Annotated in this window: 21 protein-coding genes; 9 read left to right on the top strand and 12 right to left on the bottom strand. The window is 42.6% G+C overall.

Annotation, left to right across the window (positions count from 1 at the left end; genetic code table 11):
* The first annotated feature begins 173 nt into the window (after positions 1–173).
* On the top strand, positions 174–896 hold the full coding sequence (locus PQ469_RS09170) for a 2-C-methyl-D-erythritol 4-phosphate cytidylyltransferase (RefSeq protein WP_274212681.1): 723 nt from the start codon (positions 174–176) through the stop codon (positions 894–896).
* A gap of 41 nt (positions 897–937) precedes the next feature.
* Here PQ469_RS09170 and PQ469_RS09165 read toward each other — a convergent pair whose 3' ends face one another.
* The 3 genes from PQ469_RS09165 to PQ469_RS09155 all read right to left on the bottom strand — a co-directional run bounded on the left by PQ469_RS09165 (position 938) and on the right by PQ469_RS09155 (position 2051).
* Positions 938–1084: a lmo0937 family membrane protein gene (locus PQ469_RS09165; RefSeq protein WP_143065512.1), complete on the bottom strand. Its 147-nt coding sequence runs from the start codon at positions 1082–1084 to the stop codon at positions 938–940.
* Positions 1085–1188: 104 nt separating this feature from the next.
* Positions 1189–1410: a DUF2795 domain-containing protein gene (locus PQ469_RS09160; protein ID WP_002996718.1), complete on the bottom strand. Its 222-nt coding sequence runs from the start codon at positions 1408–1410 to the stop codon at positions 1189–1191.
* Positions 1411–1502: 92 nt separating this feature from the next.
* Complete coding sequence (locus tag PQ469_RS09155) at positions 1503–2051, bottom strand: cob(I)yrinic acid a,c-diamide adenosyltransferase (RefSeq protein WP_090652028.1); 549 nt, start codon at positions 2049–2051, stop codon at positions 1503–1505.
* A 182-nt stretch (positions 2052–2233) separates the two neighbouring features.
* On the opposite strand from PQ469_RS09155, the gene PQ469_RS09150 reads away from it, so the two are divergent.
* Positions 2234–3250, top strand: coding sequence for a chitinase (locus tag PQ469_RS09150; protein ID WP_274212680.1), 1017 nt, complete (start codon positions 2234–2236; stop codon positions 3248–3250).
* Positions 3251–3331: 81 nt separating this feature from the next.
* Here PQ469_RS09150 and PQ469_RS09145 read toward each other — a convergent pair whose 3' ends face one another.
* The 5 genes from PQ469_RS09145 to PQ469_RS09125 form a co-directional block, all read right to left on the bottom strand.
* Positions 3332–4534 (bottom strand): sensor histidine kinase, encoded by a 1203-nt coding sequence (locus PQ469_RS09145; RefSeq protein ID WP_274212679.1) that lies wholly within the window; start codon positions 4532–4534, stop codon positions 3332–3334.
* Between the two features lie 216 nt (positions 4535–4750).
* A complete protein-coding gene (gene yidC, locus PQ469_RS09140) occupies positions 4751–6571 on the bottom strand; it encodes a membrane protein insertase YidC (RefSeq protein WP_274212678.1) in 1821 nt (606 codons plus the stop codon).
* A 21-nt stretch (positions 6572–6592) separates the two neighbouring features.
* Positions 6593–8203, bottom strand: a complete 1611-nt coding sequence (gene pyrG, locus PQ469_RS09135; protein WP_274212677.1) for a CTP synthase — start codon at positions 8201–8203, stop codon at positions 6593–6595.
* A 199-nt stretch (positions 8204–8402) separates the two neighbouring features.
* On the bottom strand, positions 8403–9935 hold the full coding sequence (locus tag PQ469_RS09130) for a response regulator (protein ID WP_274212676.1): 1533 nt from the start codon (positions 9933–9935) through the stop codon (positions 8403–8405).
* A 3-nt stretch (positions 9936–9938) separates the two neighbouring features.
* On the bottom strand, positions 9939–11075 hold the full coding sequence (locus PQ469_RS09125) for an FIST signal transduction protein (protein WP_274212675.1): 1137 nt from the start codon (positions 11073–11075) through the stop codon (positions 9939–9941).
* Between the two features lie 426 nt (positions 11076–11501).
* Between PQ469_RS09125 and PQ469_RS09120 the strand changes: the two genes are divergently transcribed.
* Positions 11502–14531 (top strand): protein O-mannosyl-transferase family, encoded by a 3030-nt coding sequence (locus tag PQ469_RS09120; protein WP_274212674.1) that lies wholly within the window; start codon positions 11502–11504, stop codon positions 14529–14531.
* Between the two features lie 116 nt (positions 14532–14647).
* Here the strand turns inward: PQ469_RS09120 and kdsB are convergent, their stop codons facing one another.
* The 3 genes from kdsB to trpS form a co-directional block, all read right to left on the bottom strand.
* Positions 14648–15382 carry a 3-deoxy-manno-octulosonate cytidylyltransferase gene (gene kdsB, locus PQ469_RS09115; protein WP_274212673.1) on the bottom strand — a complete coding sequence of 245 codons (735 nt, stop codon included), beginning with the start codon at positions 15380–15382 and terminating at the stop codon, positions 14648–14650.
* Between the two features lie 100 nt (positions 15383–15482).
* Positions 15483–16097, bottom strand: coding sequence for a deoxynucleoside kinase (locus PQ469_RS09110; RefSeq protein ID WP_090652037.1), 615 nt, complete (start codon positions 16095–16097; stop codon positions 15483–15485).
* A gap of 126 nt (positions 16098–16223) precedes the next feature.
* Positions 16224–17219, bottom strand: coding sequence for a tryptophan--tRNA ligase (trpS, locus tag PQ469_RS09105; protein ID WP_274212672.1), 996 nt, complete (start codon positions 17217–17219; stop codon positions 16224–16226).
* Between the two features lie 81 nt (positions 17220–17300).
* On the opposite strand from trpS, the gene PQ469_RS09100 reads away from it, so the two are divergent.
* The 6 genes from PQ469_RS09100 to PQ469_RS09075 all read left to right on the top strand — a co-directional run bounded on the left by PQ469_RS09100 (position 17301) and on the right by PQ469_RS09075 (position 22354).
* Positions 17301–18011: a lysophospholipid acyltransferase family protein gene (locus tag PQ469_RS09100; protein ID WP_274212671.1), complete on the top strand. Its 711-nt coding sequence runs from the start codon at positions 17301–17303 to the stop codon at positions 18009–18011.
* Positions 18012–18119: 108 nt separating this feature from the next.
* A complete protein-coding gene (locus PQ469_RS09095; RefSeq protein WP_274212670.1) occupies positions 18120–18851 on the top strand; it encodes a lysophospholipid acyltransferase family protein in 732 nt (243 codons plus the stop codon).
* Positions 18848–19138: an Asp-tRNA(Asn)/Glu-tRNA(Gln) amidotransferase subunit GatC gene (gene gatC, locus PQ469_RS09090; protein WP_274212669.1), complete on the top strand. Its 291-nt coding sequence runs from the start codon at positions 18848–18850 to the stop codon at positions 19136–19138. The genes PQ469_RS09095 and gatC overlap by 4 nt, the downstream gene beginning before the upstream one ends.
* Positions 19139–19296: 158 nt before the next feature.
* Positions 19297–20052: an ABC transporter ATP-binding protein gene (locus PQ469_RS09085; RefSeq protein WP_274212668.1), complete on the top strand. Its 756-nt coding sequence runs from the start codon at positions 19297–19299 to the stop codon at positions 20050–20052.
* Positions 20053–20217: 165 nt separating this feature from the next.
* Positions 20218–21582 carry an exonuclease domain-containing protein gene (locus tag PQ469_RS09080; protein WP_274212667.1) on the top strand — a complete coding sequence of 455 codons (1365 nt, stop codon included), beginning with the start codon at positions 20218–20220 and terminating at the stop codon, positions 21580–21582.
* 235 nt (positions 21583–21817) lie between these two features.
* Positions 21818–22354: a pyridoxamine 5'-phosphate oxidase family protein gene (locus tag PQ469_RS09075; protein ID WP_090646118.1), complete on the top strand. Its 537-nt coding sequence runs from the start codon at positions 21818–21820 to the stop codon at positions 22352–22354.
* Between the two features lie 116 nt (positions 22355–22470).
* On the opposite strand, the gene PQ469_RS09070 is transcribed toward PQ469_RS09075, so the two are convergent.
* The gene (locus tag PQ469_RS09070) at positions 22471–23553 is read right to left on the bottom strand and encodes an efflux RND transporter periplasmic adaptor subunit (RefSeq protein WP_274212666.1); all 1083 of its coding nucleotides are present in this window, start codon (positions 23551–23553) and stop codon (positions 22471–22473) included.
* Positions 23554–23555: the final 2 nt, after the last annotated feature.

Raw genomic sequence — 23555 nt, 5'->3', positions numbered from 1 at the left:
AATGACATTGAAAAATAAAAAACTGTCATGCTGAGGAACGAAGCATCTATTCGCGAACTTTTCTATCGGTCATGCATAACCGATAAAGCCTTCGTACCTCGGGATGACAGAAAAATTGAAGCTGTCGTGCTGAAGAACAAAGCACGACAGGTAAATGGTTAAACAAAATAAAAATGACCGAAGCCAATCTCCTATCTCAAATTTCAAATCTCAAATCTAAATATGCTATTATAGTAGCCGGGGGCTCGGGTACCCGTATGCAGACTGCCGTGCCAAAACAATTTCTTTTGATTAATGGTTTGCCTGTACTAATGCATACTATGCTGGCATTTTACAATTCCGGCGTTAATCCAGATATCGTTCTTGTTCTTCATCCCGATTTTCATGCGTACTGGCATGAGTTGTGCAAAAAACACGATTTCAGCATTCCCCACCTATTGGTCGCCGGCGGCGAAACACGCTTTCATTCTGTAAAATACGGATTGAACGCTATTTGTAGTGACGATGACGATTTAATTGCCGTGCATGACGCCGTTCGGCTGCTCACCAGCGCTTCTATCATCCAAACATCATACAACCATGCCCATGAGCATGGCAACGCGGTAACAGCCGTTAAAAGCCGCGATTCTGTAAGGCAGGGCACTGCCGATAAATCGGTAAGTTTATTACGGGATGACATTTACCTGGTTCAAACGCCCCAAACCTTTAAAGCCGGCTTGTTAAGAAAAGCTTATGAACAGGCCTTCAGCCCTAAATTTACTGATGATGCCAGCGTTGTTGAACAAATCGGCATTGATATTCAACTTACTGAGGGCAGTTATGAAAACATTAAAATTACATTCCCTGAAGACATCGCGATAGCAGCATTGCTTTTAAGCAAAAAAGCCACCGGGTAGTCCGATGGCTTTTTTATTTATGCAGGGTTATACAGGGTTTGTTAAGCCCGCCTGATTACGCCTAATAGTAAAGCTATAATGGCTATTACCAAAAGTATGTGAATTAAATTTCCGGCATGCCCAAAGAAAAAGCCGAATAGCCATCCTATTACCAGGATAACCGCGATAATGTACAATAAGCCTCTCATTTTTGTAAGTTTTAAGTGATAAATGTGTTAAGCTTATTACTAAAATCATTCCAAAAATGTAGCCTAAATAAAAAAGCCCCTAAAAAGAGGCTTTTTTATGCAGATTAGTATTCGTCTTCGTTAAAAAAGAAATCATCTTTGGTCGGGTAATCCGGCCATATCTCTTCTATATTTTCGTACGGTTCACCATCATCTTCCAATGCCTGCAGGTTTTCAATCACCTCAACAGGAGCTCCGGAACGGATAGCGTAATCAATTAATTCATCTTTTGTTGCGGGCCATGGTGCATCTTCAAGATGCGATGCAAGTTCAAGTGTCCAATACATATTTCTCTATATTTTATAATTTATCAGTAAATTAACTTTTTCGCAAAACTATAATATTTTTAAGTGGAATATCAATATTTTTTTTCACATTATCAAATTCTCGGTATCCATTGATTCTCAGGCACTTTATTATCATATCCAATTTTGCGGGCCAAAGTAAACAGGTAGTCGCTCAGCCTGTTCAGGTAAATATTCACTTTTTCGTCTACTGTACTCCCGGTGGCCAGTTCAACGGTTATCCGCTCGGCACGCCTGCATATACATCTTGCAATATGGCAAAACGAAATGGCATTACTGCCACCCGGTAAAATAAAATGACGCAGCTCGGGCAATTGTTCATTCATGCTGTCCATTTCTTTTTCAAGTAACTCCACATCTTCCATATGCAAATCAGGTATCACCATTTTTGACCGTTCGGGGTCTGCTGCCAGAGAGGAGCCTATTGTAAACAACCTGTCCTGTATCTGCTTCAATATTTCCTTATCATGGCTGGCAATATCCTGATCGCGGATAAGGCCAATGTATGAGTTTAGCTCATCAACAGTTCCATAGCTTTCAATCCGCAAATGGTATTTAGCTACCCGGGTACCACCTATTAGTGATGTAAACCCTTTATCTCCTGTTTTAGTATATATCTTCATGAATTCTTTTCATACCTCGTTCGTCCAAAGTGAATATATCACTTTTACCGGAAACAAATAGCGCAATTCCAATATTATAACACAACACTTTTGTGTAATTTTTACATATAAAATGCTTTTATAAAATGATAGCGTTAAACTTGCACCTATAATATAGTCAAAACCGTTATTTAATGAAAATCATGAAATCGATCATATTATCATCTAAGCTATTGTTTGTTGCCGCCAGCACCATGATTATATCATCTGTTAGCTGCGGCGGCAGCATCGGGGATAAAAAAATTCAGGATACTGCCGCAATAGTTACAACTGCACCTAAGGCATCTATCAGCAGCATACTTACCGAGAAACAGTTCAATGAGCTTTTCCCACAACGTAATAAATTTTATACTTATGCCGCATTTATTAAAGCGGCTAATGAATTGGGGCTGGTTAAAGTAAAGGTATCCCGCAGGGCCGTGTCGGTTTATCAATTCATCCGCACCAACAAAAAAACAGGTAAAGATTCTGTTGCCCGCCAGGATGCCGACTGGAATGAAGAATGGGCGAAAAAGAAACCCGATAGTGTGTTTACCGTTGACTATGGCGACTTCTGCACTGCCTCGGCAGCCGATATCAACAAAAAAGAACTGGCGGCATTTTTTGCACAAATAGCCCACGAAACGCGCCACGGCATGAACGGGAGTTATACCGACGGATTGATGTTGATACACGAAGACAATACATCAAACGTGTATATATCCGACAGCGACGAATATCCTGCGGTTAAAGGGAAAAAATACTACGGCCGCGGCCCCATGCAATTAAGTTATAACGGAAACTATGGTTTTGCCTCGAACATTATTTTTGGCAACTCAAAAATATTGCTCAACAACCCCGAATTGGTAGAGCAAGACCCGGTAATAGCTTTTAAAGCCGCCATATATTTTTGGATGACCCCCGAAACCCATAAGCCATCGGCCCATGATGTGATGACCGGCAAATGGCAACCGACAGCTAATGATAAAGCAAACGGCCGTACAACACCCGGCTTTGGCATGACAATCAACATTGTTAATGGCGACGTAGAATGCGGTAAAGGCGATAACTTCGGCATGGCAGATCGTATTGGTTTTTACCAGTTCTTTTTAAAGAAGCTTGGCATCACCGATGCAAATTGCGCCTGTTCATGTGCTACAATGAAGCCGTATAAATATTAAACAAACCTATCATGAAGGCCTAACTTACGAAGTTTTAAAAACTTCGTAAGTTAACAAGTGGGTTTATACATCGGCGTTAAGTTACCTTTTAAGCGTAAATGTAAACGTCGTAAACTCATCAATAACCGAGTTAACCTTTATAGTGCCGCCCAATGCCTCAACCAGGCTTTTTACGGTACTTAATCCAACACCCGAACCCTGTACGTCAAACCTGTCTTTAACGCCCAGTGTGGTCATGGGTTCAAATATTTTGGTGTAATTTTCCGGAGCAATGCCTATGCCATTGTCGGTAATAGCAAAAGTGTAAAACCAGTTATCGGCTGTAAATTCAATCTGTATAATGCCCTTAGGTTTGTTGTTATAACGGATAGCGTTATTAATCAGGTTAGCCATGATCTGTTCAAACGCAACAACCGATGTGGTAATTTTAACAGGCCGCGATGATATGTTAACAGTAAAAGCAGCTGGTATGTTCACCAGTTTAAGTACTTCATCTAACAGGCTCATTACCTCAACTTCCTCCCTGTTCTGCATCAGCACTTTGCTTGATTTGGAATAGTCGAGCATCTTTTCGAGGAACGAGATCAATTTATAGGAAGATGCATTGATAATATCCAGGAATTTATTGCCTTTTTCATCAAGCTTATCTTTAAATCTATCTTTTAATACTTGCCCGGTAAGCAAAATATTGGTGAGCGGGTTGCGGATATCATGAGCCGCCATTATGGCAAATTTTTCAAGATGTTGGTTTGATTCTTCCAGTTGGAGCCTGGTTGTGTTAAGTTCATTAACTTTCTTTTTAAGTTCAAGCTGCGCCACCACCTGGTTCGCCAAGGCTTTAAGAGCAATTATTTGCGCGTTATTGAGCTGGCGGGCTTTATGGTCAATAACGCAAAGGGTGCCCAGGGCATAGCCATCCGGATTAATCAGCGGCACACCTGTATAAAAAACAACCTGTGGCGAACCTGTTACCAGTGGATTATCTGCAAATCGTTCATCAATTTGCGCATCGGCAACCACCATTACTTCTTTGGGTTCCAAAATGGCATGAGCACAAAAAGCAAGTTCTTTAGGCGTTTGGGTAACCTCCAGGCCTTTGTTTGATTTAAACCATTGCCTGTCGTTATCAATTAAGCTAACTAACGAGATAGGCGTTTGACAAATTTCGGAAGCGATGAGCGTAATTTCATCAAAAGCCCGCTCGGGCAAAGTGTCCAGAATTTGGTAGGAGTTTAAAGCGGCGAGGCGCTCATTTTCATTTTCCGGAACAGAGGGTTTTATCATTAAATTTTATTGATAACAAAACAGCTTCTAAGTTAAAAAAATGTTATTGCAATTAAGGAGTATTTGTATCATTAAAATTACACCCGGCCGAGTATGCGATTAACCAAACTGCAAATTTACGTTTACACAATTGACGCTTCCCACCCATCAAACGCAAAATATCCCGAAAGGCAAACCTCCCGGGATATCTGACAGTTTAATCTTTCGTACAAAAAACTATTTCTTAGCTTGTTGTTGATTTTTCATCATCTCTTCCATACGGGCCTGGAAACCTGATTTCTTTTTCTTTTCCTCGGGTTTCTTTTTGTTTTCCTGGATTTGGGCATGAATTTTTTTATCATCAACCATGAATTTAATCAGGTATTGCTGTAAAAATGTAAGCATGTTGGCCAGGAAGTAGTAATAATTCAAACCTGAAGGATAGCTATTCAAGGTAATCAGGAATATAAGCGGCGTAATGTAGCCGATATATTTCATTTGCCCGGTAGCCCCCGATATCTGGTTATTAAAATAAGTGTATATCAATGTAGAAATGGTCATCAGCAAACACATCAAACTGATGTGGTCGACACCCATAATGGGGGCAAATTTAATTACCGAATCATACGTTGATAAATCATGCATCCATAAAAAGCTTTGTCCGCGCAGTTCAAATAAGCTTGGGAAAAACTTAAAAAAGGCGATAACAATTGGCATCTGTATCACTAACGGCAAACAGCCACCCAATGGGTTTACTCCCGCTTTTTTGTAAAGCTTAAGGTATTCCTGTTGTAAAAGTGTTGGGTTATCCTCTCCTACCTTTGCCTTTATTTCATCCATCTCGGGCTTCAGCACACGCATTTTAGCCATCGACAGGTATGATTTGTAAGTAAGCGGCGATAATACCAGCTTAAGGGCAATTGTCAGTATCAAAATGATTAACCCATAGTTCCAGTTAAATTGGTTCAGGAAGTTAAACAACGGCAACACAGCAAACTGGTTGATATATTTTAACGGGCCCCAGCCCAGGTTAACCAATTTTTGTAAATCTGAGCCCTGTGCCTTAAGCGTTGAATAGCGGTTAGGACCAAAATAAAACTCCAGGGGAACGCTGCCATCGGCCGAGCGCACTAAGGTTAAATCGGCTTTCATCTGCCTTACATCCGTAGTATCGGCTACATCGGTTACTGCTGCAAAATTTGATTTGCTTATCCCATTTTTAGCCACCAGCGCATCAGAGAAAAAATGCTGTTTAAAAGCAACCCAGGTCATCTTTTTATCACTAACCTCTTTTTGGTCGTCCTTGGTCTCGCTCAAATAATCAACATCGCCATCTGTATTATAGTAGTAAACAGTTGTATACTGGCGTTCCTGTTTCATATCTTTTTCCTGTTTGTGCAGGCTGGCGGCCCAGTTCAGGTTAAGGTTGCTGCTATTGGCCATAACGCCATCAAGGCCGGTTGGCTTAATGGTAAGGCCTAATTTAAAACCGGTACCTTTCAAGCTGTATATATAATCAATATACTGTGTTGGACTGTAGCTTAAACGCAGGGTAATGGAAGCCGAATCTTTTTCGGCTACTTTTAAATCGGTTCCACTTGGGGTAAAATAATACTCGTCGGTATTGATGTTTTTAGCGCCAACGTTAAAGTTTAAACCAAAATGATCTTTATCGCCACTAAACAATACCAGCGGCTTTTTATCAAAGGTTTTATAATTTTTTAACTCAACAGATGCTACTTTACCACCTTTGGTATTCAGTTTAACTAATAATTCCTGGTTTTCTATAGTGATAAGCTTCTCGCTGCCTACAGATGCCGCGCCGAAGGGGCTTTTTAAAGTTGCAGAATCGGCCACAGTTTTAACCACGGCTTTAGCGGTATCAAACTTAGCGGCCACAGGCGTATTTGTTTTATTAAGCAAGCCCTTTTTTACCGAATCCTGGTGTTGCACCAGGCGCTCTTTTTTCAATTCGGCTTCATTCGGCTTTAAAAAATAAATTGAGCCGGCTATGATAGCCATAATCAGGAATAATCCTGTGAAAGTATTTTTATCCATTATATTGTATCGTACAATTACTTATTTCTTACGGGCATAAGCCAGTGAAGCGGCGACAAAGTTAATAAAAAGTGGGTGCGGATTTGCAACTGTTGATTTTAATTCGGGATGAAATTGCGAGCCCACAAAAAACGGGTGATTTTTTAACTCTACAACCTCCACCAGGTTATTCTCGGGGTTAATTCCAGAAGGTATCAAACCGGCTGCTTCGTACTGTTTCAAGTACACGTTATTAAACTCGTAACGGTGACGGTGCCTTTCGGATATACTGGTTTTACCATATATAGCAGCAGCCTTACTGTTCTTTTTCAACTCGCAGGCATAGGCCCCCAGGCGCATGGTGCCTCCTTTATTGGTGATGTTTTTTTGATCTTCCATCATTCCAATAACAGGGTGCCTGGTGTCGGGGTTCATCTCGGTGCTGTTGGCATTTTCAAGGCCCAAAACATTGCGGCCAAACTCAACAACCGCGCATTGCATGCCCAAACAAATACCAAAGAAAGGTATGTTGTTTTCGCGTACATAACGGATAGCTTCAATTTTACCTTCAAAACCACGTTCGCCAAAACCAGGGGCAACCAGCACACCGTGCATGCCTTTAAGCTTTTCTATGGCGTTTTCGGGCGTCAGGCTTTCTGATGGTATATATTCAACCCTTACCTTACACTCTTTGGCAGCGCCCGCGTGAATGAACGCTTCGGTGATGGATTTATAGGCATCCGGTAATTCTACATATTTGCCTACCAGGGCAATGCGTACATCTGCGGTAGGATTTTTTAAGCGGCCCAGGAAATCTTTCCAGTTATCCAGGCTCGGTTCATTTTTGTGCGATAATTTTAATTTGGTAAGTACTGTTTTATCCAGTTGCTCTTTCAGCATCAGCAAAGGCACATCGTAAATAGTTGAGGCATCAATAGATTCAATAACCGCGTTAATATTTACGTTACAGAAAAGCGCGATTTTTTTTCGGATATCCATATTCAGGTGATGCTCGGTACGGCAAACCAAAACATCGGGCTGAATGCCATATTCAAGCAGCATTTTTACCGAGTGCTGGGTTGGCTTGGTTTTTAACTCGCCTGCGGCCGCAAGGAAAGGGACCAAAGTAAGGTGAATAACCAATGAGTTACCCGAACCTATCTCCCACCTGAACTGGCGTACAGCCTCGATATAAGGCAATGACTCGATGTCACCCACAGTACCACCCAATTCCGTAATTACGATATCGTAATCACCGCTTTCGCCAAGGATACGGAAATTTCGTTTAATTTCGTCGGTGATGTGTGGTACTACTTGTACCGTTTTACCTAAAAAAGCACCTTCACGCTCTTTATTGATTACATTTTGATAAATACGGCCGGTAGTAATGTTATTGGCTTTTGATGTTGGTGTATTTAAAAAGCGTTCGTAATGACCAAGGTCTAAATCTGTTTCGGCGCCATCCTCGGTTACGTAGCATTCGCCATGCTCGTATGGGTTTAACGTTCCCGGATCAATATTGATATAGGGGTCAAACTTTTGGATTGTGACACGATAACCGCGCGATTGAAGTAATTTGGCTAATGAGGCTGAGATAATACCTTTTCCTAACGACGAGGTAACGCCACCCGTAACAAAAATATATTTAGTCATGATTTTTTTGAAAAATGGCTGCGGTTTTATGCCGAAACCAAATGTTTGTGTACGGGATACAAAAGTAAGAAAATTTTCAGGCTTTGGTGTACTTGTTGAGAAAAAACGGCCAAATCTTGATATTTAGTAAACACCCGGATTTATAACATTTTATTATTGAGACAATTACAAATATACAACTTAATGAAATGACAAATAGTTAAACTATTGCCTGATGCTTACTGTACAAAGCTATTTTGCGGTGAAGTTCGTTAGGATTAAATGGTTTGCTCACGTAGTCATTCATCCCAACGGTAAATGCCATATCCTGTATATCCAGCATGGCCGAGGCGGTAAGCGCTATAATGGGCAGTTTTTTATACTTCTCGCCCTCCAAGTTACGTATTGCCGCAGTGGTTTGATAGCCATCCATTTCGGGCATTTGTAAATCCATCAGTACCAGGTCGTAGTTATGGGTCTGTACCAGCATCAGCGCAATTTCGCCATTCTCGGCTACATCGCACTCCACGTCCCATTGCTTCATAAAATGTTTAGCCAATATTACATTAATCTGGTTATCCTCGGCTATCAGCAGCCTGGTACCTTTCAGGCTTTTTAGGGCATAAAATTCGTCGCTGTCTGATGTACTGCTTAGGTGCTTTTTGCTGTTTTTAAACACCAGGCTAAAGCTAAAAACAGACCCAACGCCAAATTCACTTTTCAGTTTAATATCAGTACCTAACAATTGTAAAAGGCGTTTTGTAATGGTAAGGCCCAATCCTGTGCCTCCATATTTGCGGGTAGTATCGGTACTGGCCTGGTTAAAGCTATCAAAAATATGGTCAATTTTATCGGGCATAATTCCAATACCGGTATCAGCAACTTCAAAATCAATAGTCGAGTTTTCGCCGTCGTTACCGGCCATTGTGGCTGTAATGGTGACCTTTCCTTTATTGGTAAATTTCACGGCATTGCTTATCAAGTTGGTTAATATCTGCCCCAACCGTACCGGATCGCCTATAATAGCATTGGGCAGGTCGTGGTCCATCATCAGTTTAATCTGGATATTTTTTTCGTTTGCTTTTTGCAGCAACGATAGACGGGTATTTTTAATCAGTTCGATTACGCTGAAATCGACTTGTTCAAATTCAACTTTACCAGCCTCAATTTTGCTAAAATCCAATATATCATTAATCAACACCAATAGGTTTTCGGCCGAAAATTTTAAAAAACCCAAAAATTCTTTTTGCTCGGGTTTAGGGTCCTGGTGAATGAGTAAATGCGTAAAGCCTATTACAGCGTTCATCGGCGTACGTATTTCATGGCTCATGATGCTCAAAAACTGCGCTTTGGCCATGGCCGCTTTTTCGGCAAGTTCTTTTGATTGAATAAGCTCTACTTCCAGTTCTTTGGCCTTGGTTATACGTTCCTGCAAAAAGCTGATGATATGGATCAGGTCATCATCCGAATCGGAAAGGTTTAGCTCAACATCGGGATTAAGCGCTTTTATGGCTTCCTTTAATTGTTGTATTGATCTTTTTTTGATCTCGTTTTGTTGCTTAAGATCGTCAGTTGCAGCCAGGTATTCGCGTTCGCTGATGTTAAAGGCATGATCGGCAAGCCTTATTGATTTGTCAAAGTTTTTAAAACTATTATCTACAGCACTCAAAAACTGCAAAATAGCCTCATCCTGCAGATATTGGGCCGGCAGCATTTTTCTTATTTGCTTAGCTAACAGGTAATGGTAGTCCATAAATTAGTTCTCAGTAAAAGTGGTAATGGTCATGGTTTGATTGTGCAGTTCGCAATTTGAGCCTTTGTTCAATGGGGATAACTCGCCGTAGGAGTAAAAGCCTGCAATCACCGTTTTGTCGCCAAAAACCTGTTTAGCCACCATTAATTCCTCGTCGGTACGCTCGTTAAGCACCAGTTTACGACCTACGCAGCTCACCATAATGGCAAGATTAGTGGCCGCCGCCCTATCCGAAGCATCTGTTGCCGCAGTTGACGATGCATTTATCAGCTTATCAAAGTTGGCTTTCATCAGCCGCACGTGGCTCCCCTCTGGCAGGTTACCTGCAAAGGTCATGGATTTTTCCTGTTCGTTAACACTCAAAATTGTACGTACTAACTTTTTATCAGACCCTGGTATGCTTAATGATAACGGAAACAACAGAGCCGATCCCGGCAACTCTTTTACATATTCGCCAAGATATTCTTTGTAAAGGTCAAGCGCACTCTTGTTATCAATCTCGAACAATACATTTTTATCAGATTTGGTTATAGTACGTTGCGGGCCAAACTCATCCCATCCCCCATTTGAACCGTGGCTGATAACCAAATTATCGCCGTAAAAACCAATAGCGGTTACATTACCTTGCGCCGGTATATTGTTAAGGCTGGTAAACGTGCTGTTAAACCTGGCCGCATCGCCCGCCAGGCCACCTGTTACCGGCACATTATTAAGGTTATCGCTATTAAAACCAGCCACCAGGTCGCTACCGTTAATAAACGTACCATCGGAAATAATGAACACACATTTCAAGCCATTTTTATCCAGCTGCGACATCAGGTAAGCACCCGTTTCAAAGCTGCTGGTTTGATTGCTTACGTGGGTTGTAGCACAACTTATGTTTGATTTTTCAAACTCGATGGCGGTAACTACAATACTATCGTCATATACCTCGCTGTCCAGTATCTCGCCCGAAGTTGAGGAAAAAACAATATCGGCAACGGGATATTTTATTTTCAGATACTCATACACAGCCGGCACCATAATTAGCTGGGTGGCGCCAAATACAAGCACAAGCTGGCATTTTGCCTCCTCAAATTCACTATCGGCATTGAAATCAATCCACTTATTGTTGATAAAATGATGCTGTCTGGTTCTCATGACTGAAAAGGTTTATCCCGGTGTATTTTTTTTTATTTAAACAAAAGAAGGAGTAATAACGGCCAAAAACATTAAATACCTGAGCGATTTACTGAAAAGCTACGGTTTATTAATTGATGATTATTAGGTCGCTTTCTTATTGGTTAACCAGCCATTTTATCGCCCAGATATTGGGTATTTGTTAAATCGGCTAATATTCTTTGTACGTTTTAAATTTGATAATGTTGTTGTTGTTTTTGCCTCTAATTTATTGGTGATTAATTATAGGGTTATACGGTAAGCCATCCTTACCTACTCACTCAAAATCAATAAGTTAAATTTTGTTAAAAGATGTTAAGCAGATGTTAATGCCTATGGCCTTCCGATATTTTACTTCGAAATTGTACCGCGTTAACGTATGATAAAACATTTACAACCTTATTAATAATGCAGTACAACAAAATCAACAATCTGCTGGGCTGGCTTTGCCTCGTAATTGCCCTTACAACCTACATTTTAACACTCGAGCCATCAGTTAGCTTTTGGGATTGCGGCGAGTTTATAGCCTGCGCCTACCGCCTGCAGGTATCGCACCAGCCAGGTTACCCCCTGTTTGCCATGCTGGGTAAAGTATTTTCGCTGCTATCCATGGGTGATAAAACCAAAGTACCTTATTTTACCAACCTCGGTTCGGCCCTTGCAAGCGCTGCCACGGTAATGTTTTTGTTCTGGACAATTACCGCGCTGGCCAAAAAGCTGCTTGTCGCAAAAGGCGAAACAATCACATCATCACAACTGATTGCGATAATGGGGGCCGGCCTGGTTGGTTCTTTGGCCTTTGCTTATACCGATACCTTTTGGTTTTCGGCGGTAGAGACCATTGTATTCGCCCTGTCTTCGCTTTGTACAGCTGTAGTATTCTGGGCCATTTTAAAATGGGAGGCACATGCTGATGAACGGGGCGCCGATAAATGGATAGTTTTAATAGCCTACCTCATGGGCTTATCCATAGGCATCCACCTGCTTAACCTGTTAACCATCCCGGCTATTACCATGGTGTATTATTTCCGCAGGTATAAAAACCCAACTGTAAAAAGCGGCATCGTGGTATTTTTGCTCAGCATCGTATTACTTGGTTTGGTACAGTATGGCATCAGGGAATACACCATCAAATTCGCAGCTTACTCCGACCTGTTTTTTGTGAACTCCCTGGGCCTGGGTTTTGGCAGCGGTGCCATGTGTTTTGTAATGTTGATTGTAGCTTCATTAGCCCTGGGTATCCGGTACAGCATCCGCCATAAAAAGCCTGCGCTAAACCTGGCCTTGATTTGCCTTGCCTTCATTTACTTTGGTTACGGGTCATTTTTTTATATCCCAATCCGGGCCACTGCCAATACCGATCTGAATAACTCGCACCCGGATAATGCCTTTACACTTAACGATTATCTTGGCCGCATCCAATATGGCGAAACACCATTGCTTTATGGCCCCTACTTTGACGCCAAACTTACCGATCAGCAGGAAGGTAAAAACCTTTACCGCAAGGGCGCCGAACGGTACGAAGTAAACGGCAAAAAACTCATCAACACGTACGATCATAACACACTTATGCCACGTATGCACAGTACGCAGGGCGATCCGCAATATGCCCAAAACGTACAGTTTTACAAACAATGGTTGCAATTAGCCGAGGGGCAAAGCCCCACTTTTGCCGATAACATGAAGTGGATGCTAAGCTGGCAAATGTACCAGATGTACTGGCGCTACTTTTTATGGAATTTTGTTGGCCGCTACAATGATGCCGACGGCCAAACCAGCGCAGTATCAATAGATGGTAACTGGACATCGGGCTGGTTTGATGGCAGCAAACACCTGCCAAAATCGATAACCAGCTCCAATACCTATACTCCTTTATATGCCTTGCCTTTGGTTGTTGGCTTATTGGGCATGGCCTACCACATTAAACGCAAAAAAGCCGATGCTATAGTTATTGCCCTGCTGTGGTTTTTTACGGGCCTGGCCATTGTACTATATGTTAACCAGGCCAACATACAGCCCCGCGAACGCGATTACTCGTACGTAGGCTCCTTTTACGCCTTTGCCATCTGGATAGGCCTGGGCGTGCTGGCTATTAATGATTTTATACGGCATAAAGTAAATGCAAAGGGAGCTGCTTTTGCTTCGGTGGCTGTTTGCTTGCTTGTTGCCCCTGTTTTAATGGCCAGGCAGGAATGGGGCGATCATGACCGCTCGACCAAGATGACGGCACATGATATGGCGTATAATTTTCTGATCTCGTGCCCCAAAAATGCTATCCTGTTTACCAATGGCGATAATGACACCTACTCCCTTTGGTACGATCAGGAAGTTGAAGGCGTAAGGCCCGATGTGCGTATAGTTTGTACCAGCCTGTTTAGCGGCGATTGGTACATCCGCCAGATGCAAAAGCCCATGAACCAATCGGCCCCGTTGCCCATTACCATGCCTTTTGATAAATACAAACAGGGCGTACGCGATTTTATGGTTTATAATGATGCCAAAATACCTGGTTCTGTTGATGTAAAAGAGGTATTTGATTTCATCACGTCCGATGATGAACGCACCAAAGTACAATACCAAAGCGGCGAAAGCATGAACTACCTGCCCACCAAAAATTTTAAACTTAAAGTTGATCCGGACGAGCTGGTAAAAAAAGGCGGGGTAACCCCGCAACAAAAGGCTAAGCTGACCAACAGCATGGAGTGGACATATACTGGCGATTACCTATACAAAGATAAACTGGCCATAATAGACCTGCTGGCCCATAACGATTGGAAACGCCCGATATGTTTCACCATCGGGGTAGCTCCTGAATATATGGTGGGAATGCAGCCTTACCTGTATAAAGAAGGATTTACCTACCGCCTCATTCCATTTAAGGCCGATACAGCAGTGCACGACCAGTTAGGCAAGGTAAACAGCCTGGTAATGTACAACAACGTAATGAACAAGTTTAAATACGGCAATTTTAAACATGCCCGCTATCTTGACGATGTAAGCAAAACCCAGTTTTACCCTTACCTGGAAACCACCTTTCACGACCTTGCCCAAGGCTTGATTAAAGATGGGCGCAGCGACCTGGCCCTAAATGCCCTGCATAAGTTTGACCAGGAAATGCCCGACATTAACCCCAACATTGATACCGCTCATCGTAAGCTGCTGTTGGCCCAGTTAGCCTATAAACTCAACGACAAGGAGCTGGCCAACCGCTATGCCAAAGGCATAGGCAATTACCTTACCGACCAGCTTGCCTATAATTACACCCTTTTAAAAGATAAACCCGAAGCCCTTAACGTTGGCGAAGTACAATTTCAGCTGTATGTATTGAACGGATTGGCAGAAACCACCAAAGCATACAACGAAACAGGATTACATAAACAATTCCAGGACGAATTAAATGATTACGGCGGTAAATTTGCTGTGCTGGAAAACAGATAGAAAAGCTGAAAGCGAAAAGCCTAAGGCTGAAGGCGTACTTGCCCACCATATGCAAGTGAACCAAACTTACGAAGTTTTAAAAACTTCGTAAGTTTTTCGTCCGGGTAGTCATATAGTTACTTGAACAAATTCAACTTTTCCAAATCAGCCGGTACATCCACTGCATGGGTTTCCAGCTCCGTTTCGGCAACTTTTATGCGGTAGCCATTCTCAATCCAGCGCAGTTGTTCAAGGCTTTCGGCTTTCTCGAGGCCCGAGATGGGGAGTTTAGTAATTTGCTGCAACACATCTGCCCGGTAGCCATAAATGCCTATATGTTTGAAATAAGTATAGAATTCAAGCCAGTTGTCGGGCTCCTGTGCGCGGACGTGTGGCAGCGTGGCGCGCGAAAAGTAAACCGCCTCGGATAGTTTATTGATCACAACTTTAGGCGAGTTATAGTTAAACAACTCTTCCCTCGTCAGGATCTTTTTTATCAATGTAGCTATTTGGGTACCAGGATCGTTAAAGCAGGCGGCCAGCTTGGTTATCTGTTCCGGGTCGATGTACGGTTCATCGCCCTGTATGTTGATAATCACATCGTATTCAGGATGTAATGAGGCAACCTCGGCACAACGGTCGGTACCGCTTTGATGGTCATCGGCTGTCATAACCGCAACGCCGCCAAAGGCTTGTACATGATCAAATATGCGGCTATCGTCGGTAGCCACTATTACCTCGGCGACATCAACGCATTTCTTAGCCTGCTCATACACCCTTTGAATCATGCTTTTACCGGCAATATCAACTAAAGGTTTACCCGGGAATCGGGAAGATGCGTAACGGGCGGGAATTATACCTAAAATGTTCATTCAGTTATACGTTTTACGTATTACGTTATACGTTTTTGAATATTTTTTTCATCTGGTTTACGTAAAACTTAAAACGTCCAACGTAAAACCTAACTAACCGCTAAAACAACCCATTAATTTCCCGTTCAATCAGCTGAACTATGGTAGCCATATCTTCGGTATTATTGGCGAAATCGAGGTTGTCTTTATCGAGGATCAGCAATTTGCCCAGCTTATAGTTTTTGATCCATTTATCATACTTCTCGTTCAGTTTTGACAAGTAATCCAGGCGGATGCCTATTTCATATTCGCGGCCACGGCGTTGTATGTTGCTTACCAGGGTTGGCACCGATGCTTTAAGGTAAACCAACAAATCGGGCGGTTTTATAAACTCGGTAATGTTCTCAAATATCGATTCGTAGTTTTGATAATCGCGGGTGGTCATCAGCCCCATATCATGCAGGTTTTCGGCAAATATGTAGGCATCCTCATAAATGGTACGGTCCTGTAAAATATTGCGGCCGGTTTTCTGAATATCGATAATCTGGCGGTAACGGCTGTTCAGGAAATAAATTTGCAGGTTAAAACTCCAGCGTTTCATGTCGCTGTAAAAATCTTCCAGGTAGGGGTTATTGTCTACGGCTTCAAAAAGTGGTTCCCAGCCGTAGTTATGGGCCAGCATTTCAGTCAGCGTGGTTTTACCGGCGCCAATATTTCCTACAATAGCTATGTGCATTTTTAGTTGATAATGAATTTGTCTGAATCAGAATTTTCCTAATTTACAGAATTGTCAGAATTATAAAAATCTTTTACAACTCAATTCTGATAATTTCAAAATTCTGTAAATTCTGATTCTGACAACTTAAAATTTCTTAAATCCTATAATTTCCCGTACTTCCCTGATGGTTTTTGAGGCGCTTGCGCGGGCTTTCTCTTCGCCCATGGCGGCCACTTTTCTTAAATAATCGGCATCGCCTGCAATCGCGTTTATCCGCTCGCGGATGGGCGCCGTGGCAATGATCATATCCTCGGTAAGCTGTTTTTTAAGATCGCCGTAACGGATAGCCATTTTGTTATACAAATCGTCAAAATGGGCAACGGTATCCGCAGATGATACTACCTTCATCAAATCAAACAGGTTTTGAATTTCCTGCGGTTTGGTTTGGTTTTCGGTTGTTGGCCCGCCATCGGTAACGGCACGCATTACCTTCTTTTTGATGGCTTCGGGGGTATCGCAAAGGAAAATGGCATTGCCCTCCCCTTCTGATTTGCCCATTTTACCTTTACCATCAAGCCCCGGAATTTTTACCAGGTTGCTGCTGTAATTAAAGGCGTAAGGCTCGGGAAAATAATCGTGGTTGTACAGCCGGTTAAAACGGTTACCAAAGGTACGGGCCATTTCCAGGTGTTGCTCCTGATCTTTACCAACAGGCACTTTGGTTGCTTTATGGATAATGATATCTGCTGCCATTAATACCGGGTAGGTAAGCAGGCCCGCGTTCACATTATCGGGATTGGCGCGTACTTTGTCTTTAAACGATGTAGCGCGTTCCAGTTCGCCCAGGTAGGCGTTCATGTTTAAATATAAATATAGCTCGCTAATCTCGGGCACATCTGATTGGACGTAAATAGTAGCCTTTTCCGGGTCGATACCCGCGGCAAGATACTCCACCAAAACCTGCTTTACATTACTATGTAAATCGGCGGGTGTTGGATGCGTGGTTAACGAATGCAGATCGGCAATAAAAAAAAAGCAGTTATATTCATTCTGCATTTTTATGAAGTTCTGCAACGCCCCGTAATAGTTTCCTAAGTGCAAATTTCCGGTCGAACGGATGCCACTAACAACAGTTTCCATAGGTGGCGAAAGTAAGGAATTTTTCTATTTTTGATGGCGATGAAAATGATATTGAAAAAAGTGCACATCTATTTATACGTAATGAGTGTAGCGCTATCCTACTTTTTATTATGGCCTTTTTTTAAATATTTTTCTAAAAAACCGTCCCGGTACCATAGCATGAACAAGCTGCGCCGAGCCTGGGGGTTCATCAGTTCGGCGCTGGTGGGTATTTTGTATAATTTTGAGTATGAGGAGCCTGTTGATTGGAGCAAACCGTATATCATATGCCCAAACCATACCTCTAACCTCGATATTTCGGCCATGTGCATTCTTGTAAACAGCAATTGCAGCTTTATGGGCAAGCAGGAACTGGAGGACGGCCTGGTAACCGGCATTTTCTTCCGCTCGGTTGATATCGCTGTTAACCGCGAAAGTAAAATGTCGTCTTTCCGGGCTTTTAAAAAAGCCTCCGAAAAGTTGAAGGAAGGCGTTTCGCTGGTTATTTTCCCCGAAGGGATGATCTCAGATCATTATCCGCCTAAATTGTGTGAATTTAAAAGCGGACCGTTCCGCCTGGCTATTGAACATAAAATACCCATTATCCCGGTAACATCTTTAAATACCTGGGAAATACTGTGGGATACCGGCACCAAATATGGCAGTAGGCCGGGCATTTGCCATTTTTACGTGCATAAACCTATAGATACCAGTAGCCTTACCATTGCAGATGCCGATGCCCTGCGGGATGACGTTTACACCATCATTCAACAAAAGCTGGCCACATCCGAAAGACTAAGCACAATTGCATAAAATTTATTGAGCCCTGCAAATGAAGTTAACATGAAAATTTTAGCTTTAAGCTTTTCGCATGAAGCTTCAAGCTTTCTGAAACCAGTATTTTTTTTACATTTGGGGAACATGAAATTAACACTGAAAAGGATCCATACCAATTTTTACAGGTATAGCATAGCCGTCTTTTTCACCCTTTGTTACCCGGTTTTATTTATACTCAGGCAAAAAACCAGCCGGTACCGGTACATTAACCAAATGCGGCGACTTATTATTTTTTTGAGTTCGAGCGTTTCGGGAATTTTTTACAGCGCCACTTTTGAAGAACCGCCGGATTGGAAAAAAACTTACGTAATATGCGGCAACCACACATCAAACCTTGATGTATCGGCCATCAATACCATCCTTAAAAACAATATTTGTTTTATGGGGAAAGAAGAATTGCTAAACAATTATGTACTCGGCTATTTTTTTAAAACTATTGACGTTACGGTTAACAGGGAAAGTAAAATGTCGTCGTTCCGTGCTTTTAAAACCGCTGCAGAGCGTATTAAAAACGGTGTGAGCGTAGTTATTTTCCCCGAAGCTACTATCCCGAAAAACTATCCACCTGAGTTACATAGTTTTAAGAACGGCCCGTTCAGGCTGGCTATCGAAATGAAAGTGCCCATTTTGCCCATATCATCCCTTGATACCTGGAAAGTGCTTTGGGATACCGGCAAAGAATATGGCAGCAGACCCGGAATTTGTAATATATTTGTACATAAACCCATTGAAACGGCCCATTTAACACTGGATGATGCCGATGCACTGCGTGACCAAGTGTTTGATATAATTAATAAAAAATTGCAAACTGCATGACCATAGATAAAGAAACAGTTGAAAAAGTTGCCCACCTGGCCCGTTTAGAACTAAACGAGACCGAAAAGCAGGACATGATACAGGATATGAGCAAGATTCTTGATTTTATGGCCAAACTAAACGAACTGGACACCACCGGTGTGGAGCCTCTTATTTACATGACCGACGGCGCCAACGTACTGCGCGACGACGTTGTAAAACAACAGATAACCCACGAAGAAGCACTTGAAAACGCTCCTAAGCACGATAAAGACTACTTTTTGGTGGCTAAGGTGATTGAGAAGTAAGTCAAAAGTAAAAATTCAAAAGTAAAAATTCAAAATTCAAAAGTGCCTGTTTGATGGCTTGTTTTGATAACATTCTGGCTTTTGACTTTTTAATTTTGAATTTTGAATTTCTATTGTAACATTCCGCCCCTATCAACAGTCCAAATAAAAAAACATTCATGGAGCCATTAAAAGACAAGCCTTTAATTACCATAAACGAGATTGGACGTAAGTACGTGATAGGTAGCGAAGTTATTCACGCGCTTAAATCGGTGTCGTTAACTATAAATAAAGGCGAATTTGTGGCTTTGATGGGCCCGTCAGGTTCCGGCAAATCAACGCTGATGAATATTTTGGGGTGCCTGGATACACCAACCAAAGGCGAGTATATCCTAAACGGAATAAACGTAAGCCACATGACCGATAATGAGTTGGCAGAAGTGCGTAACTCAGAGATTGGCTTCGTTTTCCAAACTTTTAACTTGTTGCCCCGTAACACCGCCCTTGATAACGTTGCCCTACCCTTAATTTACGCCGGCATCAGTAAGGAAAAACGTACCGAGCGCGCCAATGCAGCCCTTAAAAATGTTGGCCTGGAGCATAGGGTTGACCATAAACCAAATGAGCTTTCGGGTGGCCAGCGTCAGCGTGTGGCCGTGGCGCGGGCTCTTATTAACGACCCCTCTATTATACTGGCCGATGAGCCTACCGGTAACCTGGATACCAAAACCTCTATTGAAATTATGGGATTGCTGGAAGATATCCATGCCAAAGGCAATACCATTATACTGGTAACCCACGAAGAAGATATTGCCAAGCATGCCCACCGCATTGTGCGTATGCGCGACGGGCTGATTGAAAAAGATTACCAAAACGAGGATATCCAAAAGGTTGACAGAAGACTTGCCGTGGAAACTGCTGAAGAGAAAGCTTAAATCATCCATTTAATAGGAAGGTTGATATTAACGGCGAGGTTCATAATCTTGCCCGTCTTCCCAATTTTCGGACTTCCATCTTTCGGACTTTCGGACTTCCCGTCTTTCGGACTAAAAAATAAAATAACACTAAAATAATTAGCAAACTTGTATTACATTTGAAATATGTATGCAATTGTTGATATCGAGACTACCGGGGGGCATGCCAGCGCCAATGGCATTACAGAAATTGCCATATGCATACATGATGGTAAAAAAGTTGTAAAACGTTTTCAAACCCTGGTTAACCCCCAACGCGAAATACCCATATATATCAGCGCCTTAACAGGTATTACCAACGAGATGGTACAAAGCGCCCCGCCCTTTGAGGATGTGGCGGCTGATATTTACCATTTGATACACGGCAAAATATTTGTAGCACATAACGTAAACTTCGATTATTCATTTGTACGCTACCACCTTGCCGCCGCCGGATACGATTTACAGTTAAACAAGCTTTGTACCGTACGCCTGGGCCGCAAAATATTGCCTGGCTTGCCATCCTACAGCCTTGGCCGCCTGTGCCGCCATTTAGGCATCGGTAACGAAGCCCGCCACCGCGCCGCCGGCGATGCCGAAGCCACCGCCGAGTTATTTACCCTGTTAATAAACAGCGATACCGAAGGCCATATTAAACAGGCACTTAAGCAAAATTCAAAAGAACAGGTATTGCCCGCCAACCTGCCCAAAAAGGATGTGGAGCAATTGCCATACTCGCCGGGTGTATATTATTTTCATGATCAAAAAGGGAAAGTGATTTATGTTGGCAAAGCCAAAAACATCAAGAAACGGGTAAGCAGCCATTTTACCGGCAATAACCCGGGTCTGCAGCGGCAAGAGTTTTTACGCAATATTCACCAGGTAAGTTACCAGGTTTGCGGCACCGAGCTGATTGCCTTTGTGCTGGAAGCCATCGAGATTAAACGCCTTTGGCCAAAATACAACCGTTCATTAAAACGCTTTGAAAACGCCTATTGCCTGTACGCCTTTGAAGATCAGCGTGGCTATACCAGGCTGGCGGTTGATAAACGCCGCAAATTCAGCGATGTTATTTATACCTGCAACTCATTGCTGGATGGTTATAATCTGCTTAACAAACTGATAGAAGCTTTTGGCCTATGCCCCAAGCTTTGCTTTATACAAACCAACACGGCCCCATGTACCGGTGCTGCCGGCAGCCAATGCGCCTGCGAAGGTGTTGAATCTGTAGAGGACTATAACAAAAAGGTTAACAACGCTATTGACCAGCTTAAACTTGCCCTGCCTACCTATGCCATCCGCGATGAAGGCCGTACCGGCGATGAACACAGCTGTATTTTGGTTGAAAAGGGCCAGTTTTACGGAATGGGCTACATCTCGCACTATTTTGATGCCAATAATGTACAGCAACTCAAAAACTACCTAACCCCTTACCCGGGCAATGACTACATCAAAAACATCGTATCCAGCTATGCTACACGATACCCGGATAGAATGGTTGTGTTTGCATAAAGGTCATTGGTTCATTGGTTCATTGGTTCATTGGTTCATTGGTTCATTGGTTCATTGGTTCATTGGTTCATTGGTTCATTGGTTCATACGGCAAATCGGTTTCACAAATATTGTTTTATCTATTTAACATAATTCCACTCACCACTCACCACTTTATCCTAAAAGTTAATTTTATTAACACAATAAAGATTTTGATTGGTTATTCTATAACATTTACCAACAAAAACTTTAAATAATGGATAGCATTAATCAACAACAACCGGAAGATAATTATCAAGACCTTGGCGGACCAGAGGCCATAGCTAAATTAAAAGACATGGTCGACAGCGCTAAAAGCTGTTTCTTTTTAACCAATATTAAAACAGGCATCCCGGCAAATGTTCGCCCGATGTCTGTTCAACAAGTTGATGACGAGGGTAACCTATGGTTTCTGAGTGCCAATGACAGCCACAAGAATGAAGATCTGCAGAAAGACCCAATGGTCCACTTGTTATTCCAGGGATCTGCGCATTCCGACTTCCTGAATGTTTACGGTATAGCCACTGTGAGTGAAGACAAGGAAAAAATTAAAGAGCTTTGGGAACCGATACTAAAAGTATGGTTCACCGATGGCATCGACGACCCGCGCATCTCGGTAATAAAAGTTGAACCTACCGAAAGCTATTACTGGGACAACAAGCATGGTAATGCTATCGCTTTTGTAAAAATGCTGGCCGGCGCGGCTATAGGCAAAACCTTCGATGATTCGATTGAAGGTAAAATAAACGTATAACTACTTTTAAGGGGGAAAGATGTCCTTAATGGACAAAAGCCATGCAATTGATTTTCTGCATGGCTTTTTAAATGTTACGACGTTTTAGAAACCTGGCAAGGTTTAATGAGCAACTATTAATTTATCGCATCTCCTTGTCGCATCTCATCGCTGGCGTGCTTTACAATGGTATCGCCGGCTTTTAAGTTACCGAATACTTCTGTCGAATCATTACGTGAAAGCCCTTCTTTAATATCCTGCAATTGGGCCTTGCCATCTTTTACCACAATTACATATTCCCGCTCTGTCGACCGGACGATGGCCTGGTTAGGCACCAGCAATGATTTGGCACCCGATAACATCGGGATATGCACCTCGGCATACATACCCGGTTTCAGGTTGCCGTTTTTGTTCTGAACGTCTATCTCAATAGCCTCAGACCGCATACTGCCCAACGCATTTGCCGACCGGCTGATCCTTGCAGTTTGCTGTGTACCAGGCATGGCGTTGTAGGTAAAATTTACCGGTTTGGTTAAATCTACCTTATCTACATAATCTTCGGGAATAAAAACCTCTAAACGCAATTTGCTAATATCCAGTAATATTAACATTGGTTGGTCTGTCCCTTTACCCGGCGAAACCAGCGCACCCGGCGACACATTACGCTGAACAATCATTCCATCAAACGGTGCCCTTATATTCAAATAATCCTGCATGGTACGTACCGATGCCACGTTGGATTGTTCTGATTTTGCCATGGCTTCATCGGCCCTCATTTTGGCCGAGGCGTTATCCAGGTCAAGCGGCGATACCGAACCGGGCTCTTTGGCGGCTTCCTTTAACCGCTGGTATTTTTCTTTACTGGCAACGGCATTTTCCTGTGCTTGCAGATACCTTGAATTGGCTGCCTGTAGCTGCGATTCCATTTCGGGTGCCTCAAGGGTGAGCAATAATTGTCCTTTTTTTACAATGGTACCCCTATCTACATACATATTTTTCACGAAGCCGTTTACCTTCGGGAAAATATTTACTTCGTTGTAAGGCTTAAGCTGGCCAGGCAGGCGGGCGTTACTTGACAAGGCTTTTTCGGTTACAATACCTGTTTCGGTGACCGCTTTACTTTTTGCAGCCGGGGCCGAAATATCTACCGGCTTTTGATTGCCACCGCATGCAGCAAATAGGCTTACGGCTGCTATTAATATAATTGATTGAAATTTCATGA

The sequence above is a fragment of the Mucilaginibacter sp. KACC 22773 genome, assembly GCF_028736215.1.
GTDB lineage: Bacteria > Bacteroidota > Bacteroidia > Sphingobacteriales > Sphingobacteriaceae > Mucilaginibacter.
Note: the sequence above shows the minus strand (reverse complement) of the source record. Positions and strands in the feature narration are given on the sequence as shown.